We start from the raw sequence: 15,860 nt of genomic DNA, 5'->3' as shown, positions 1-15,860 counted from the left end.
CAGGCAGTGAAATGAAGCTTGGCTTACCACCAGAACGAAGGTCGGGGGGCGGGCTCGCGAGGGGGCTCGGGCTGACGTACAGCACCAGCTGATGTTGGGGTAGGGGCAGCGAAGGGGCGGCTGGCCAGTTCGGCCGCCGGTGGGGTTTGCTGCCCTGTACGATTGAATTGATCGGGGCTGATCCAGGCGATGCCGCGCTCGGCGGATAGTTGTCCTTGGGCGATTTCGCGTTGGGCCAGGTAAGTAGCAATCTGCTGATGGGTACTCGCTAACTGCGTATCACCCAGCTTCTGGTGAACGAACGCCAAGTTGCGATGCGTTGCACTCGCATTTCCGAGCTGTGCGGCCAGCTCCAGCAGCGGCGCCGCCTGGCGGTAGCGACCTGCGCGAGCCAGCAGCACGCCAGCTTCGTTGGCAGCTAAGTGGTTTTGGCCATGAGCACCGACTGCCGCGCGGTACATCGTCAGGCTCTTGCGAATGGCTTGTGGCAAGTCATCGCGATCTGCGAGGTGAGCATACGTCTTTCCGAGTCCAAACAGCACCATCGATCCCGCTTGCTCCCCCAGTACCGCATCCGCCAGCTTTTGCTGAGCGTATAAGTGATACATGGCGATCGCCTCGTGACGCAACACCCACTTGGATTCAGGTTCGTGAAGCATCGGAGTTTGATGCCCCAGGGCTAGTGCGGCTGGGGTTCCCGCCTCGTCGCCGGCGGCAAGAAAATCGTCGGCTTCGGCCATCGCTCGCAAACCGGCGGCCAACGCCCGGCTGTGTCGATCGGTCATTTGGCTGGCGTCTTTCGCCTTGGCCATTTCGGAGAGCAACCGCTCAAACTCCCGGCGGGCAGCGTGCAGTGCGCCGTTGCGGGCCAGGGTGAAGGCTTGCTGCACGTCGTCGCGGAATTGCTCGCTCAGTTCGTTCTCAGCGGGGAAGTAGGCTAACATCTCCTCGACCGAAGTGTTGGCCGCGCGTTGCGCGGCTTCGTCGAACTCTTCCACGTTGTGCACGCGAGCTGGCGTACTCGACAGAGTCGCTGGTAAAGGAGCGGAGATTTCATCGGGCGAGACCGGCAACTCATTTGCCAAGTCTTCCGTATCGTTGTCAGCGATCGGCTCGTTGATTGCAGGAGCAACCAAGGTTGGTTCGTTGATGTCAGGTAGATCCGGAAGAACAGGGCCTGTCGGTTCCGGTCGAGCGGTTGCCACTTTGTTGACTGGAGACTTCTCCGTGGGCGTTTGGGCATTTTGTACCGGCTGATGCGAGTGAAGCTCAGCCGCTTGAAACGCAAGACGCGGATCGATCGGGGCCGGCGGAATATCACAAACTGGCGAGTGTGGCACCCAGGTCGGCTGGGGATCGTGGGTGAATGCGCGAGCCACCTCCGGCGGTTCGGCTTGCGGAGTTGCCGACGGTTGTCGCTGACACAGGCACGCGACTTGATACACAAGCACAGCAGTCAGCGCCGACGCTACCGTCCAGAACACGCGAGTCTGTTGTTGTGATGATCGAGGCATAGATGGTCACATGGTGATCGACTTCTCAAAGCATGAAAGCATGCCTGCTCAAGGCGCAGCATGCACCATTAGCAGTCGGCCAGCCGCGTGCGCTCCAGCCAACAAAAGCGGTTCAATCCGAACCAGCAAGCCGGTTCTCGACCGCACGGTCGTCACAACCGGACCACCCGAGCCGATAAGCCGTTAAAGTCTGCCTAGAGTCACTGTCGAATACGCCCGGCGTTGCGTGCTAGCATCGTGGCTCAATGAAACAGTCGCTGCTGCCGATTGCGATTCAGCGGTTCGGCGTCGAAGCCCGCAGCACGAAGGTGCTCATCAAAGCCGGCCGGCCCGTGCGTTGTGTAGATTTTCTTGGGAGCGATGCGTTTGGCAGCTTCCATCAGTTGGTCGAAGTCAGCATGATCCGACAACGGCACCGCCAGGTCGACTTTCCAGCGATGTTGGGTGGAAGGATGAACTGCCCATCCAGTAACTGCAATCGAAACCGCCTCGCCAAGACCTGCGAGTCGAAACCCCTTCATCGACTTCGGAAGGGTCACCACCACATGACCATCGAACACTCCATGTTTGTACTCCGACCAGTTGCCGAGCGACACACCGCAGCGCTCGTATACCCGGCTGATTTCGGCGATGCTTGAGTGTTGCAGCACCGGGAAACCCGCGCGGGTGAGAATGGCGGTGACTTCCTGCGCCTTGCCCAAAGCGTACGCGTGCACCACTGGAGTGCGGCCCGAGTCGAGCGTCTGCTGCACACCCTCGACCAACTGCTCAATCGACTCCTCCCGAGGGGGCAAGCGGTAGCGGGGGGATCCAAACGTGCTTTCAATTACCAGAATGTCGGCCGCAGGTAGCTCGGCCTCCCGGGCGGTGAGCGACTCGCCGAGCTTGAAATCTCCGGTGTAGAGCAGCCGCGTGGTCCCGTTGTCGGCCAGCAGCATGGCAGAGCCCAGGCAATGCCCTGCTGGCAACGTGGTGAGCTGCACACTGCCGAGTTCGGTCGGCGTTCCGTAGGGCAGTTCACGCACCCGCAGGTTTTTTCCAAGGCGGTGTTGATACAGCTTTCCCGTTGCGGGAGTTGCGAAGGCATACTCGTGTCGGGCCATATGATCGGCATGAGCGTGCGAAACGAACCCCCTCGGTTGTCGCCTGCGCACATCGACCGCCAGGCCTGCTCGGGTGATAAAGAGCCCATCGTCGTAGTGAAACATATCCATCCTGCTATGCCAAGTTCTGCTGCTGCGTGCTATCCTATCACATTCGCCAGCCCGATCCTCTCAATGATCCCGACACCTGTTATGAGCCCTTTCGAAATCTGCATTCTCGCTATTATTCAAGGGCTCACTGAATTTCTTCCTGTAAGCTCGTCGGGGCATCTGGTGGTGGCAAACGCGGTTTTGGAATCGTTGGGCCATCCGCCAACAGAAGATCTGGTGGAAGTAAACATCGTGCTGCATCTTGGTACGTTGCTGGCCATCCTCGTGCACTATCGGCGTGAAGTCTTTCGTATGCTGCGAAGTGATTGGCATGTTGCCGCCTGCATCGTGATCGGAACCATTCCAGCCGCGGTGCTTGGCGTGTTGATTAAAAAGGGCCTGCCCGACGAATTGCAGGCGAGGGTGTTGGAAAACGTGCTGCTTGCTGGTTGCATGTTTCCGATCACGGCTGCATTGCTCTGGTTTGCGACTCGGCACAAGGATGGCGAATCGGATTATCCCCAGTTAAGCTTCGGCACCGCTTTCGGCATCGGCGTTGCCCAGGCCATGGCGCTGCTGCCGGGGATTTCCCGCAGTGGTTCGACCATCGCCGCAGGATTGCTTACCGGGTTGCGCCGGGAATCGGCGGCTACGTTTGCTTTTTTGCTTGCGATTCCTGCCATTGCAGGTGCGGGTGTGCTCGAGGGCATCGACATGCTCGAAGCCGAAAGTTCCACCACGCCGGCGGTCACGTTGCTGCTGGGATTCGTGGTTTCGTTCCTCGTGGGGTGGGGGGCATTGCTTCTGCTCATTCGCTTTGTCCGTCAGGGGAAGCTATCGCTGTTTTCCTATTACTTGCTGCCGCTGGGGATCGTGGTAGTCGCCTGGCAATTGTGGTTCAGCTAAGTTGCCAGCATCTTGTGTGAGGTTGGAAAGTCGCTATTTCTAGCGGTTTTAGGTCCCAAGATCGGTTCGCCGACGACGAAGACGAACTATTGGATACTATTGCCCCTTTCCGAATTTCGAGCCTTCCATGAGCATGGATCCCCAAGAACCCAAGGCCCAATCGGTCCACGATTACCTGCTATATTCGCTAAGTCTCCCCGAACGAGCCCTCCGCAGCACGGTTGGCGTCGCCGGCGGGGTGGTACGCGAGGGGGCCAATCTGCTGGTGCCCCAGGCGTTTCGCAGTTCGAAAAGCTACGAGATTGTCGTTCAACAAGGCCTCGACTTTCTGACACGGGATATTGGTGGAGTTCGTTCATCACAGCCGGAAGGGGAATCGGAAGTAGTAGAGGACTTTGTCGCCAAGAAGGCGGTCGGTGGTTTCATTGAAATGGCGAGTCTGGCGACGTTGCACCTTTCGCCAGCGTTGTTGCTAGCCATTGTGAGCGATGTGGCTTACGGGTCGCAGACCTACCTGAAAGAGCTGGCGATTGAACTGAAACGCGAAGGGGTGATCGACGAGAATTCGACCATCGACCATGCGAATGACCTGCTCGACGCGATTCGCGAATCGTCGGCCGTAGGGGCTAAGGTGTTCGATACGCCGCCGCTGTCGGTCGACGGCATGACCGAAGCCATCCAAACCACCACTGCGGCGGTTCGCAAAATCGATCCCACCAAAGTACTGCCGGCAGCGGAAATCGAACGACTCTGGCGCGAGATGCATGAAGTCTCCCGCGGCGAGGAAGTCTCGCTGCTCGAAGTCTCTGGTGCCATGACGCTGCATACGTTGGATCGACTCGGTAAGGTAGGGCAGGGGGCTATTTCGGGATTCACCATCGCGGGTACGTTGCTCGATCGTCATGTAATTGACCACTACGAAACCGCGTTGACCGACATCCATCAGCGCGGTTACTACAACACGTTGGCCGAAGTCAGTCGGCCTTATATCTCGGCGGTCTGGGAGAACTTCTCCACCGACCGGCGGACCATCACTGAGGAGTTGCTCGACGGCACCTTAGTTGGCCAAGCGGCCAGCTCGGTGCGGCGGTGGTTCGGCATGAGTCCTGCGGCCGATACCCCTGAGAACACCCCTCCTGCAGTGTAGTTTTTTGCAGCTATCGGAAATTTCTGGCAGAATGTTCGGAAACTCCCATGGACAGCCGCCCGCAAAGTTTCCCCGTCTTGTCAGCGGCGGACCACAGGTCGCAACTTTTCTGTCGTCGTAAGTTGTTTGCGCAAAAAGGCTTACGTCTTTCGGGTTTTACTATTCTGCCGGAATTATAGATTCGCTACCCTTCGCGGCAGTCTCGCATTACCGGAACAGACGATACATACCTTACTACCTGTCATTAGCTCGCCAACCAACTCCGTTGGATTTGTTCTCGTGTCCACATCAATCGCTCAGCTCTGTCATCATCTTCGTTCCATCCTCGCGGTTGGTTTGACGCTGGTAATCTGTACGCTGACCGGCGGAGTGGCCAACGCCCAAACCTCAGCGGCAGTTGAGCAGTCGTTCGGATCTCAGCCAGGGCTCGGTTCGCACTCGCAGTTTGGTTCGCTTTCGCACATCCTGCCGACGCAGTGGATTTCGGACGAGCCAACCGGAGCGGTTGTTTCGGAACCCGAATTGGTGCTCGGCGATTACTCGAGCGGTTCCGGTTACTGCAATCCCAACTCTTGGGGTGAGCAGTTGATGCCCGATGGTCTGATCTATCGCAGCTACATGGCTGGTCCTCGTGAGTCGAAGTTTCAGTTGAATACGTTAGAGGAAACTGGCACCGGTCAAACTCTCTGGGACGTGATCCTGGGTGGTCGTCGTGGTGTCTGGCGTTATGGCTCTTTCGATACGTTGCATCCCGAGGGATGGCAGCTCGATATGGAAGGTGCCGCGCTGGTGCGATTAAACCTTGATAACGAACGGGATGTCGATTCCTCCGATTTTCGTTTCGGCGTGCCGCTTACCTATGGTTCTGGCAAGTGGCAAACCAAGTTTGGTTACTATCACTTGAGTTCTCACCTGGGCGACGAGTTGATTGTTCGTACGCCTGGTGCGACTCGTAAAAACTACGTTCGCGACGCGATCATCTTTGGTCTCTCCTACAACCCGACACCCTCCTGGCGACTGTATGGCGAAACGGCTTACGCCTTCTTCACCGCCGGCGGGGCCGAGCCGTGGGAGTTCCAATTCGGTGCCGAGTACGCCAAGCCGGGGGTTACCGGCCGGGCGGGGACGCCGTTCTTTGCGACCAATGGCCATCTGCGTCAGGAAATCGACTTCGGTGGAGACTACACCGCCCAGGTTGGTTGGCTGTGGCGGGGTGGTTCCGGCAGTCAGTTCCGTACAGGCTTCAACTTCCAGACTGGTCATAGCAACTACTATCAGTGGTACAACGAGTCGGAGAAGCAGTTCGGCTGGGCCATCTGGTACGACTATTGATCGCGAGCAGCGACCACCAATCGCACGTCGGTGTAGGTCATGCCGGCGGCCTTGGCGGCAACGATGCCTGGATCGCCATCTTCGAATACATGGCACTTCGTGGGATCGACTCCTAGTCGCCGAGCGGCTTCGAGAAACACTTCCGGCGACGGCTTCGGTGGAACCGGATCGCTGGCAGTCACCAGTACGGGAAACAAGTCGAGCACGCTGATCTGCTCCAGCGTAGCGGTCACCACATCGACCGGACCGCCCGACACCACGGCCATCGGCAGCTTGCCGAAGTAGCTCTGCGCGGTTGCCACGACTTCCTCAATCGGTTCAACCAACTCGATGTGCAAGCGGAAGCGATCTTCTTTCTCTTCGCTGATGGCCGGGGGATCGAGCGTTACTCCCCAGCAGTTATTGATGTCTTCCACGATCAAATCGGTCGGCACGCCAGCGTGCTTGTCGATGAACTCGCGAGGCAAATCGACCCCGTGGGCGGCCATGGTCTCGCGCCAGGCTGCGTAGTGCAGCGTCATCGTATCGGCCAGCGTTCCATCGCAATCAAACAACAGCGCTTCGGTATCGGAGGGGAAAGGTAGCATGAATCCTCTTTATGGGGTTCGTTGAAAGGGTTATTCAGTAATCAGTTTTTCGAAATCCGCCTCGCTCAACACCGGTACGCCCAGTGAGTTTGCTTTGTCCAGTTTGCTGCCCGCATTTTCGCCAGCTACCAAGTAGCTGGTCGACTTCGACACGCTGCTGCTAGCCTTGCCGCCATGCTGTACGATTAGCTCTTCGATTTCTTTTCGCGAGTATTTCGTCAGCGTTCCGGTGACCACCAACGATTTACCCGCCAGCGAGGTGCCGGCCGATCCGCTGGTTTCGGCCTCCGGCATCTCCAGCGAAACACCTACCTCGCGTAATTCGGCAATCACCGCGGCGCCGGTACTCGAGTGGAGGAACGTATGAATCGAGCGGGCGATCTCGGGCCCGATGCCCGACTCGTTTTCTCCGATTTTGAAGGTGGCAATCTCTTCTTCGCTCGCTTCCAGCAAACCATCTATTGTACGATAGTGCTCCGCAAGAATTCGAGAAGCGGTAGAGCCAACATGCCGAATACCGAGCGACGCCAAGGTGCGTGCGAGTCCCCGCTGTTTCGACGCGTCGATTGCGGCAAACAAGTTCTCGGCTTTCCGTGTGCCCATCCGTTCGAGGGCGAGCACGTCGTCGCGTCGTTCGTGTAACCGAAACACATCGCCGATCGTTTTCACGAGATCGGCTTCCATCAATTGCTCGATCACTTTAATGCCCATGCCGTCGATGTCCATTTGCCCACGGCCGGCGAAGTGGGCCAGGCGTTCGCGGAACTGTGCGGGGCACTCCGGATTCATGCAGTACCGTGCCGACTCGTCGAGCCCCGACAGCGGATCGGGCTTAGGGATGTCGGCTGGCTCTTCCGAGTTTTTCTCCGCTCGCTTGCGTTCGCGCTCCACGCGTGCCTCCCACGATTCGATGTCGTGAACGCGACGCTTGTCATACTCGATAGAAATGCTGCCGCCGCACTCGGGACAACACTCCGGAGCCACCGCAGGCTCGGCGGTCTTCGGGCGTTCGCTCTTAACCACCTCGACCACCTGCGGAATGATCTCGCCCGCTTTTTCGAGGATCACGGTATCGCCGATGTGGACGTCTTTGCCAAGCACCTCGCCCATGTTGTGCAGTGTTGCGTGCTGCACCGTGGTGCCAGCGACGAACACAGGTTCGAGCTTCGCCCGTGGGGTGAGTTTGCCTGTCTTGCCGACCTGCCATTGAATCTCGAGCAGCTTGGTAGTCGCCTGCTCGGCCGCGTACTTGTAAGCAATGCACCACCGTGGGAACCGGCTCGTGAAACCGAGTTCGTCCTGTAGATCGAATTGATCAACTTTTACGACCATGCCGTCGACCGCGTAAGGCAACGTATGTCGCGTGGTGTCGAACGCATCGATCACCTCCAACACTTCGTCGATACTGCTGGCGGTTCGAGCGTAGGGATTTGTGGGGAGTCCCCATTCGGCAACCTGCTCGTAAAACTCCGTGACGCTGGTCGCCGTGACACCATCGAGCTCGCCTCGCCCGTGCACGCAGAACTCCAACCGGCGCTTGGCGACGATCGTCGTATCGTGTCGTTTCAGCAGACCTGCGGTCGCGTTCCGCGGATTAGCTAGTTGCTGTTGTCCTTCCTCTTCGAGTTCTTCGTTCCACTTCTGGAACACCTGCCAGGGACAGTAGACCTCGCCGCGCACTTCGAGCACTGCAGGCGGGGGAGTGCTGCTGACATCCAGCGACAACGGAATCGAGCGAATCGTGCGGGCGTTCTGGGTGACATCGTCGCCTTGTTGGCCATCACCGCGGGTGGCAGCCAGCACCAGGTGTCCCTCTTCGTAACGCAGGCTGATGGCAACGCCATCGATCTTGGGATCGATCAAAAACCGGTCAACTTCCGGCGGTAGGCGATCGGCCCATTTGTGCAATTCGTCGGCCGCGTAACTGTTGTCGATCGAGTACATCGGTCGGGCGTGGGCGACCGTCTCGAACCCATCGATCGGGGTACCGGCTACCCGCTGCGTGGGGCTATCGTTCGTGAGCAGTTCGGGGTGCTCGGCTTCAAGCGATTTTAGTTCGTCGAGCAAGCGATCGTACTCGCGGTCGCTGATCGAAGGGGTCGCGTCGACATAGTAGCGGCGATCGTGCTCGCGAATCTCGTGGCGAAGTTTTTCGATGCGGTCGGCGGCGGACATGGCAGCAGAGTCCATTCGTGAGTCGGGAAAACCGGTTTTTGCCCCCAGGGGGAAAAGTGGGGGCAAAACGATTTAACGTAAGGTGTTTGATGGCAACAGGTTGCAGAACTGCCCCCGCCACCAAATCGCGGAAAAACGATTCGTGGGGGCAAAATAACTCTCGCTATTCTCGCCGGTGGTGAGAATCTTGCCCAGAGTACTTGGTGATCGAGCGTTCATGATTGGCGGTTTAGAAGGAGGTTTTTCCCTGTTGCGAGTTCTAGGCTGCTAAATAACCTCTCTATTAGATCAAAGTAGGTGGCCATTTTTAAGCAAAAAATGGGGAAATCAAACACCTAATTGGGTCCGCAATTCGGCTAGTTTTTCGTGCGTTCCGTGCCGCTCGCACCAAGAGGCGATATAGGGCCAGTCGAGCGTTTCGTGTTGGGTCGCCATCACGTTTTGGGCGTCGTCCCTGTCTTTGCCTCTGCCGGTTTTTTGTGACCAATTGAGTTTCGTGATGATTGTATCTTCCGGGGTCGCTACCCACGCACGTTCGTCGTACAGATCGATCGGTAGTCGACGTTGAAATCGAGCTTGGTCATGTGGATCATTGCTCAATTCGAAGATCTCGACCTTGAAGTCTGTATCATCCGCGGTTAGCAGCACACGCTTGGTAGCCGTAACCGACTCAAAGCCGAGTTGGGGGTCGAGGTGAATTTCGGGATGCGACTGGGCGATTTCTCGGGCCGCAGCGATGAATTCTGCTTCGACTACCAGGTCGATATCCTGAGTACCGCGAGGGACGCAGTAGAGATTCGTCGCGTAGGAGCCCACTAGCATGAACGAGTGGCCGTGCTTACTCAGCGAGGCGAGCACCTGCTTGACAATTTCCTCCGATTTGAGCATCTCGAGACTCCCATTTCTGAATACGAGCCAGCCGTTCGCGACGAAGCTCGCGAAGCTCCGCTTCCGATAGATCGGGATACTGCATTTTGAGCCCTTGGGTCATCAAATAGATGGCCCTTTCAAACAACTCGTGCCCAATGCGTACCCGCTCCTGCGGGGTCATTTGCTTGGCACGTTCGATGTCTCGCCAGTAGTCGGCGTCCATCTGGGTGTTTTCGGGAATCTTCATGGCTCGTATATTCTACCACATAGCCTGCTTGTCGGAAGTTGCAGGAATCCCCCCTACTTACCCCCATCCCCACGCGAATTTTTATGGCCCTTGCTGAATTACGTGACGTTACCATCGCTTATCGAGGGCCGGCGCTGCTGGATGAGGTAACCTGTCAGATTGAAACAGGACAGCGAATTGGCCTGCTGGGGCGGAACGGGGCGGGCAAGACCACACTGATGCGGATGCTCGCAGGCAACGTGCACCCCGATCATGGCGATGTGGTCATCGCCGCTGGCGCGAAGGTGGCCATCCTGGCGCAGGACGTGCCGCATCATTTGCAGGGGCCGATCACCCAAGTAGTGGCCGACAGCCTGGCCGAGCACGATCCGCACCTAGAAGAGTGGAATCGGCTGCCAAGGGTCGAGAAACTGCTCTCCCGCATGGGGCTCGATGGTGATCTGCTGGTCGAGAATCTCTCGTCCGGCATGAAGCGTCGGGTGTTGCTCGCCCAAACCCTGGTGGCCGAACCCGATTTGCTGCTGCTCGACGAACCTACCAACCATTTAGACATCGACGCGATTACCTGGCTCGAAGAGCTACTGCTCGGCTGGCCGACCACGCTGCTCTTCGTGACCCACGACCGGGCGTTCCTGCGGCGTCTGGCGACGCGTATTCTAGAGATCGACCGTGGCCGGATCTTCGACTGGTCGTGCGACTACGACACGTTCCTGGTCCGCAAAGAGCAAGCCCTGGCGGCCGAAGAGAAGCAGAACGCGCTATTCGACAAGCGGCTCGCCCAGGAGGAAGCCTGGATTCGCCAGGGCATCAAAGCGCGTCGCACCCGCAATGAAGGCCGGGTGCGAGCCTTGAAGGAGATGCGCAACGAGCGAGCCCAACGCCGCGAAAAGGTGGGCAAGTCGAAGCTCGAGATCCAATCGGCCCAGAAAAGCGGAGCCCTCGTCGCCGAGTTGGAAGAGGTAAGCTTTGCCTACGACGAGCGGCCGATCGTAAGTAACTTCTCGACCTCCGTGATGCGGGGCGACAAAATCGGCATCGTCGGGCCCAACGGAGCAGGTAAGAGTACCCTGCTCAAGCTGCTGCTCGGCAAGCTCGAGCCGCAATCGGGCGGGGTGAAGCTCGGCACCAAGGTGGATGTCGCTTACTTCGATCAGCTTCGCAACACCCTCGACGGCGAACAGACCGTGCAGGAGAACGTGGGCGAGGGGTCCGACAGCGTCGTGATCAACGGCAACAGCCGCCATGTGCTCGGCTACCTGCAGGATTTCCTGTTCACCCCCGACCGCGCCCGCACGCAGGTCAAGTTCCTTTCCGGCGGCGAGCAAAATCGCATTCTGCTGGCCAAGCTGTTCTCGAAGCCAGCCAACGTGGTGGTGATGGACGAACCAACGAACGATCTCGATTCCGAAACGCTCGAGATGCTCGAAGAACGACTCATGGAGTTCGATGGAACGCTGCTGGTGGTGAGCCACGACCGGGCGTTCCTGAACAACGTAGTGACGAGCGTGATTGCCTTCGAGCCCGACGGAGTCCGCGAGTACGTCGGCGGCTACGACGATTGGATTCGCCAACGCAAGTTCGATAAGCAGTCGCCGCAGGAGTCGAAACCGAAGGCCGAGAAGAAGGCCCCGGTGGAAACGAAACCGGCCGCGTCGACGGACAAGAAGAAGCTGTCGTACAAAGATCAGCGAGAACTCGAAATGCTGCCGGCTCGAATCGAGCAACTCGAGTCGGAGACCGAAGAGCTGACTGCTGCGATGAGCGATCCGGAGTACTTCAAGCAGCCCGCAGAGAAAATTGCCGAAGCGAGCGAACGTTTGAAGCAGCTGAACGACGAGCTATCGCACGCCTACGCCCGCTGGGAAGAGCTGGAAGCGTAGCTCTCTCGAAGCTGGTCGACGGCAAGGCATAAAAAAAGAGCCCCGCACGATGGTGCGGGGCTCTTTGTGTTTAACACTCGGAGCAACTCGACTAGGCGGGTTGCAGTTCGGCTTTGCGTTCTTCGATGATGTCGGCCTGAATGTTCGACGGCACCGGAGCGTACTTGCAGAACTCCATGGAGAACGTGCCTTGACCCTGGGTCTGGCTACGCAGATCGTTGGAGTAACCAAAGGTCTCGGCCAGTGGTACTTCGGCAATGATCTTGGTAAGGCCATTGGTGGTTTCGGTCTCGACGATCATGCCACGCTTGGCGGAGATCTGACCAACCACCGAACCCTGGAAGTCTTCGGGGCACTCGATTTCCATCTTCATGATTGGCTCGAGCAGCAAAGGCTTCATGCGATTGAAGTGTTCGCGGAAGCACTCGCGAGCGGTGAGCTTGAACGCCATGTCGCTGGAGTCGACGTCGTGGTAAGTACCGTCTTTCAGCTCGACAGCCAGACCGACCACGGGGTAACCCGCCAGCGGGCCTTTGTCCATCATCTCTTCGAAGCCCTTCTTCACCGCGGGGATGTATTCCTTCGGAATACGACCACCGGTCACTTGGTCTTCGAAGTAGAACTCGCCAGAAGTTCCGGCTTCTTCCATCTTGGCACGGTCTTCGTCGGACATCGGACGCATGACGCCCACGATGTGACCGTACTGACCGGAACCACCCGATTGCTTCTTACGCTTGTGATCGAACTCGAAGGCCTGTTGGCCGCTTTCGCGGTAGCTAACCTTGGGAGCACCGACTTCGACTTCGACGCCATATTCACGCTTGATACGTTCGACGTAAACTTCGAGGTGCAACTCGCCCATACCGGCGATAATGGTCTCGTTGGTTTCTTCGTCGGTAAAGACGTGGAACGTGGGGTCTTCCTTGCGGAACCGTTGCAGTGCCTTGCCCAACTTGTCGGCGTTGTCGCGCGACAGCGGGTTGATCGACATCTTGATCACCGGCTCGGCGACGAAGATGTTTTCGAGCGTGCAGTAGTTGGCCGAGTCGCAGTAGGTATCACCACTGGCACAGTCGACACCCATGATGGCGATAATATCACCCGCTTCGGCGGAATCGATCTCTTCCCGCTTGTTCGAGTGCATCCGCACCAAACGGCTGAAGCGTTCCTTGCGACCGGAGCGTTGGTTGAAGTATGTGCCACCCTTCTCAACCTTACCCTGGTAAATACGGGTGTAGGTGAGCTGACCGTACTCGTCGTCGGTGATCTTGAAACCCATGGCCACAAGCGGCTGCTTGGAGTCGGGCTTCAGGGTGATCTTTTCGCCAGTCTCGGGATTCATGCCGGTGTTGACCACTTCGGTCGGCGAAGGCAAGTAACGCGAGATCGCATCGAGCAGCGGTTGCACGCCCTTGTTCTTGAAGGCACTGCCCATGAACACGGGGGTGAACTCTTGCTCGATCACTGCGTGACGGCAAATGTCGTGGATGGTTTCTTCGCTGATCTCTTCTTCGCCGAGCAGCTTCTCCATCAGCTCGTCGCTGTACATCGACAGTTCTTCGAGCATGTGGTGGCGGGCTTCGGTGGCAGTGTCGAGCATCGCGGCCGGAATCTCTTCAGCACGAACGGTCTCGCCGTTGGCGCCGTCGAAGTAGAGGGCCTTCATCGTGATTAGGTCGATGACGCCTTCGAACTTGTCTTCCTTGCCGATTGGCACTTGCATGGCCACCGCGTGGGCGCCGAGCTTGTCTTTGACCTGCTTGATCACGCTATCGGGGTTGGCACCGGTGCGGTCCATCTTGTTGATGAACGCCAGGCGAGGCACGTGGTATCGCTTCATCTGACGGTCGACCGTCATCGATTGCGATTGCACGCCACCGACCGAGCAGAGCACCAGGATGGCACCGTCGAGCACGCGGAGCGAACGCTCCACTTCGACGGTGAAGTCGACGTGGCCCGGGGTGTCGATCAGGTTGATCTTGTACTTGTTCCACTCGAGCGACGTGGCCGCACTGGTGATGGTAATACCACGCTCTTTTTCGAGTTCCATGTGGTCCATCGTGGCGCCGTCGCCGCCGCCGCGGACGTCTTCGATCTTGTGAATCCGCCCGGCATAGAACAGGATCCGCTCGCTCAAGGTCGTTTTGCCCGAGTCGATGTGAGCCGAAATACCAATGTTACGTACTTTACGAAGGTCCATTTTTTCTCTCTAACCTTTGACCAAACGTTCTCTGCCGGTAGCAGGTACCCCGCTTTCTAAGGAATAGCTGGGTTCGAAGGAACTATAGGGAATCATCCAGGACCACTCCATCGGGCTTGGGGTTCAGGATCGAAGCGATCCCAGGCCGAAGGCGTGGATATATTTTTCTCGTAGGGCTAACAGTATCTGGTGGTGCAACCAGGATTCGCGGCGGGCGAGGCGGAAGACGCTTTCGCCAGGAGGGAGCTATGTTTTGGCAGTTTTCGCTCCTGTGATTATGATCGTTTTCAGTCGCTCGCTCCTGAGCGAGACCGCGATCACCATCGAAGAAGCTAGGGTTAAACACCATAGTACGCTCCCCGCGCATGCTGGCGAAGCCTGTATAATAGCTGATCGACAGCCAATCGCTAGCCCAAATTCACTCGAACTCCAGTTAAGTTCGTGCAAAGAGGACAAGCAGGCGCGTAAAGCGAGGCACTGGGGGGGACTCTGGTGGAATTGTCGTAAGCTGTTGCAGCTGAGGATGTTACGGCATAATGTGGGGCCCGCCAGCGGGCGGATTCATCGGAAACTACCGGAGGCATCAAGCACTCAATGAGCGACGAAAATCTCTCTCCAGCGACCGCAACGTCGGAAGACACCAAGCACAATCAGCAACGAGCCCTGCTCGCGTTCCTGCTGCCGATGGTGGTTTACATGGTGATTCAGTCGGCCGAACCTACCCCTCCGAGTGCGGTGGTCGAGTCCGAAGCGGCCGAGTTCGACCTGGATCTCGCTAGCGACGACCCGTTGCTCGAGAACTCCGGGACCGACAAAGTGTGGCTCGGCATCATTACGATTCCTGCCGAATACTACCCCGTGGTCTACACCATCAAAGTGGTAGCGACGCTAGCGGTGGTGCTCGCCTTCTTGCCGGTGTACCTGCAATGGCCGTTTAAGATCTCGCTGCTAGCGGTCGGCGTGGGACTCGTCGGCGGCGGGCTATGGCTCTTCTGTAGCTACTTGAATCCGACTGGACACTTGGCCGACTGGCTCGGGCCCGAGCATTGGCTTTACTCCTGGATCGCCCCCGGCGAGCGGGCCGCGTACAACCCGTTGTCGGCTGAGGCCCTCGGACCCACGACCATGGGCTATCTGTTTCTCGCGGTGCGATTCATTGGGCTCGCGCTGCTGGTGCCGGTGATCGAAGAGGCCTTTCTGCGGGGCTTCCTCATGCGATTCGTAATGCACGACAACTGGACCGAGATACCGTTCGGCCATGTGAACCGCATGGCCGTGCTGGTCGGTGTCGGACTGCCGGTGCTGTATCACCCCGAACGACTGGCCGCCTTGGTGTGGTTCAGCCTGGTGACTTGGCTGATGGTTCGCACCAAGAACTACTGGGACTGCGTTACCGCCCACGCGATTACGAACCTGATGCTCGGCATCGTGGTCGTCACCACTGGGTGGTGGGAACTCTGGTAACTCACCCCGACTAGTCGCAGGCTTCTCCATGAGCGACCTCAAGTCACCCAAGCTGATGTACCTGAAGGGTGGTCTGTTCGTGGCGATCGGCCTGATAAGCGCCGTGTTGATGGTGGTGCTCACCCGCGACTGGCGCGTCGCAGTGCTACTTGCATTGTGTGTGTGGGCATGGTGCCGCTCTTACTACTTTGCCTTCTACGTGATCGAGCACTACATCGATGGTGAGTACCGCTTTGCCGGACTAATCGACTTCGTCCGGTACCTGCTTGGGCGAAAGAAATAGCTTGTCGGAGTCGGCCCGTAGAGGGGCGATAAGCGGGCAATCAACGAAAAAGGGCCCAGTCG

Annotated in this window: 13 protein-coding genes; 6 read left to right on the top strand and 7 right to left on the bottom strand. The window is 58.0% G+C overall.

The window, feature by feature from the left end:
* Positions 1–23: 23 nt before the first annotated feature.
* Together Pan181_RS20085 and Pan181_RS20080 are read right to left on the bottom strand one after the other, a co-directional pair.
* Positions 24–1,514, bottom strand: a complete 1,491-nt coding sequence (locus tag Pan181_RS20085) for a tetratricopeptide repeat protein (protein WP_145249467.1) — start codon at positions 1,512–1,514, stop codon at positions 24–26.
* A gap of 242 nt (positions 1,515–1,756) precedes the next feature.
* Complete coding sequence (locus Pan181_RS20080; RefSeq protein ID WP_197528547.1) at positions 1,757–2,617, bottom strand: MBL fold metallo-hydrolase RNA specificity domain-containing protein; 861 nt, start codon at positions 2,615–2,617, stop codon at positions 1,757–1,759.
* Between Pan181_RS20080 and Pan181_RS20075 the strand changes: the two genes are divergently transcribed.
* From Pan181_RS20075 to Pan181_RS20065, 3 genes are all read left to right on the top strand, one after another.
* On the top strand, positions 2,606–3,613 hold the full coding sequence (locus tag Pan181_RS20075) for an undecaprenyl-diphosphate phosphatase (RefSeq protein WP_231943653.1): 1,008 nt from the start codon (positions 2,606–2,608) through the stop codon (positions 3,611–3,613). The genes Pan181_RS20080 and Pan181_RS20075 overlap by 12 nt on opposite strands.
* Positions 3,614–3,746: 133 nt before the next feature.
* On the top strand, positions 3,747–4,760 hold the full coding sequence (locus Pan181_RS20070; protein ID WP_145249464.1) for a hypothetical protein: 1,014 nt from the start codon (positions 3,747–3,749) through the stop codon (positions 4,758–4,760).
* A 279-nt stretch (positions 4,761–5,039) separates the two neighbouring features.
* Complete coding sequence (locus Pan181_RS20065) at positions 5,040–6,092, top strand: DUF1207 domain-containing protein (RefSeq protein ID WP_145249462.1); 1,053 nt, start codon at positions 5,040–5,042, stop codon at positions 6,090–6,092.
* On the opposite strand, the gene Pan181_RS20060 is transcribed toward Pan181_RS20065, so the two are convergent.
* From Pan181_RS20060 to Pan181_RS20045, 4 genes are all read right to left on the bottom strand, one after another.
* Positions 6,086–6,679 (bottom strand): HAD family hydrolase, encoded by a 594-nt coding sequence (locus Pan181_RS20060; RefSeq protein ID WP_145249461.1) that lies wholly within the window; start codon positions 6,677–6,679, stop codon positions 6,086–6,088. The genes Pan181_RS20065 and Pan181_RS20060 overlap by 7 nt on opposite strands.
* 30 nt (positions 6,680–6,709) lie before the next feature.
* A complete protein-coding gene (ligA, locus tag Pan181_RS20055) occupies positions 6,710–8,854 on the bottom strand; it encodes an NAD-dependent DNA ligase LigA (RefSeq protein ID WP_197528546.1) in 2,145 nt (714 codons plus the stop codon).
* A 327-nt stretch (positions 8,855–9,181) separates the two neighbouring features.
* On the bottom strand, positions 9,182–9,742 hold the full coding sequence (locus Pan181_RS20050; protein ID WP_145249457.1) for a hypothetical protein: 561 nt from the start codon (positions 9,740–9,742) through the stop codon (positions 9,182–9,184).
* Positions 9,693–9,971, bottom strand: coding sequence for a hypothetical protein (locus Pan181_RS20045; RefSeq protein WP_145249456.1), 279 nt, complete (start codon positions 9,969–9,971; stop codon positions 9,693–9,695). The genes Pan181_RS20050 and Pan181_RS20045 overlap by 50 nt, the downstream gene beginning before the upstream one ends.
* Before the next feature lie 83 nt (positions 9,972–10,054).
* Between Pan181_RS20045 and Pan181_RS20040 the strand changes: the two genes are divergently transcribed.
* Positions 10,055–11,851, top strand: a complete 1,797-nt coding sequence (locus tag Pan181_RS20040; protein WP_145249454.1) for an ATP-binding cassette domain-containing protein — start codon at positions 10,055–10,057, stop codon at positions 11,849–11,851.
* A 91-nt stretch (positions 11,852–11,942) separates the two neighbouring features.
* Here Pan181_RS20040 and fusA read toward each other — a convergent pair whose 3' ends face one another.
* The gene (gene fusA / locus Pan181_RS20035; RefSeq protein ID WP_145249452.1) at positions 11,943–14,051 is read right to left on the bottom strand and encodes an elongation factor G; all 2,109 of its coding nucleotides are present in this window, start codon (positions 14,049–14,051) and stop codon (positions 11,943–11,945) included.
* Between the two features lie 594 nt (positions 14,052–14,645).
* Between fusA and Pan181_RS20030 the strand changes: the two genes are divergently transcribed.
* On the top strand, positions 14,646–15,515 hold the full coding sequence (locus tag Pan181_RS20030; RefSeq protein ID WP_145249450.1) for a CAAX prenyl protease-related protein: 870 nt from the start codon (positions 14,646–14,648) through the stop codon (positions 15,513–15,515).
* 28 nt (positions 15,516–15,543) lie between these two features.
* Positions 15,544–15,798: a hypothetical protein gene (locus tag Pan181_RS20025; RefSeq protein WP_145249449.1), complete on the top strand. Its 255-nt coding sequence runs from the start codon at positions 15,544–15,546 to the stop codon at positions 15,796–15,798.
* Positions 15,799–15,860: the final 62 nt, after the last annotated feature.

The sequence above is a fragment of the Aeoliella mucimassa genome (genome assembly GCF_007748035.1).
GTDB lineage: Bacteria > Planctomycetota > Planctomycetia > Pirellulales > Lacipirellulaceae > Aeoliella > Aeoliella mucimassa.
This window is presented reverse-complemented; position numbering and strand designations above follow the sequence as displayed.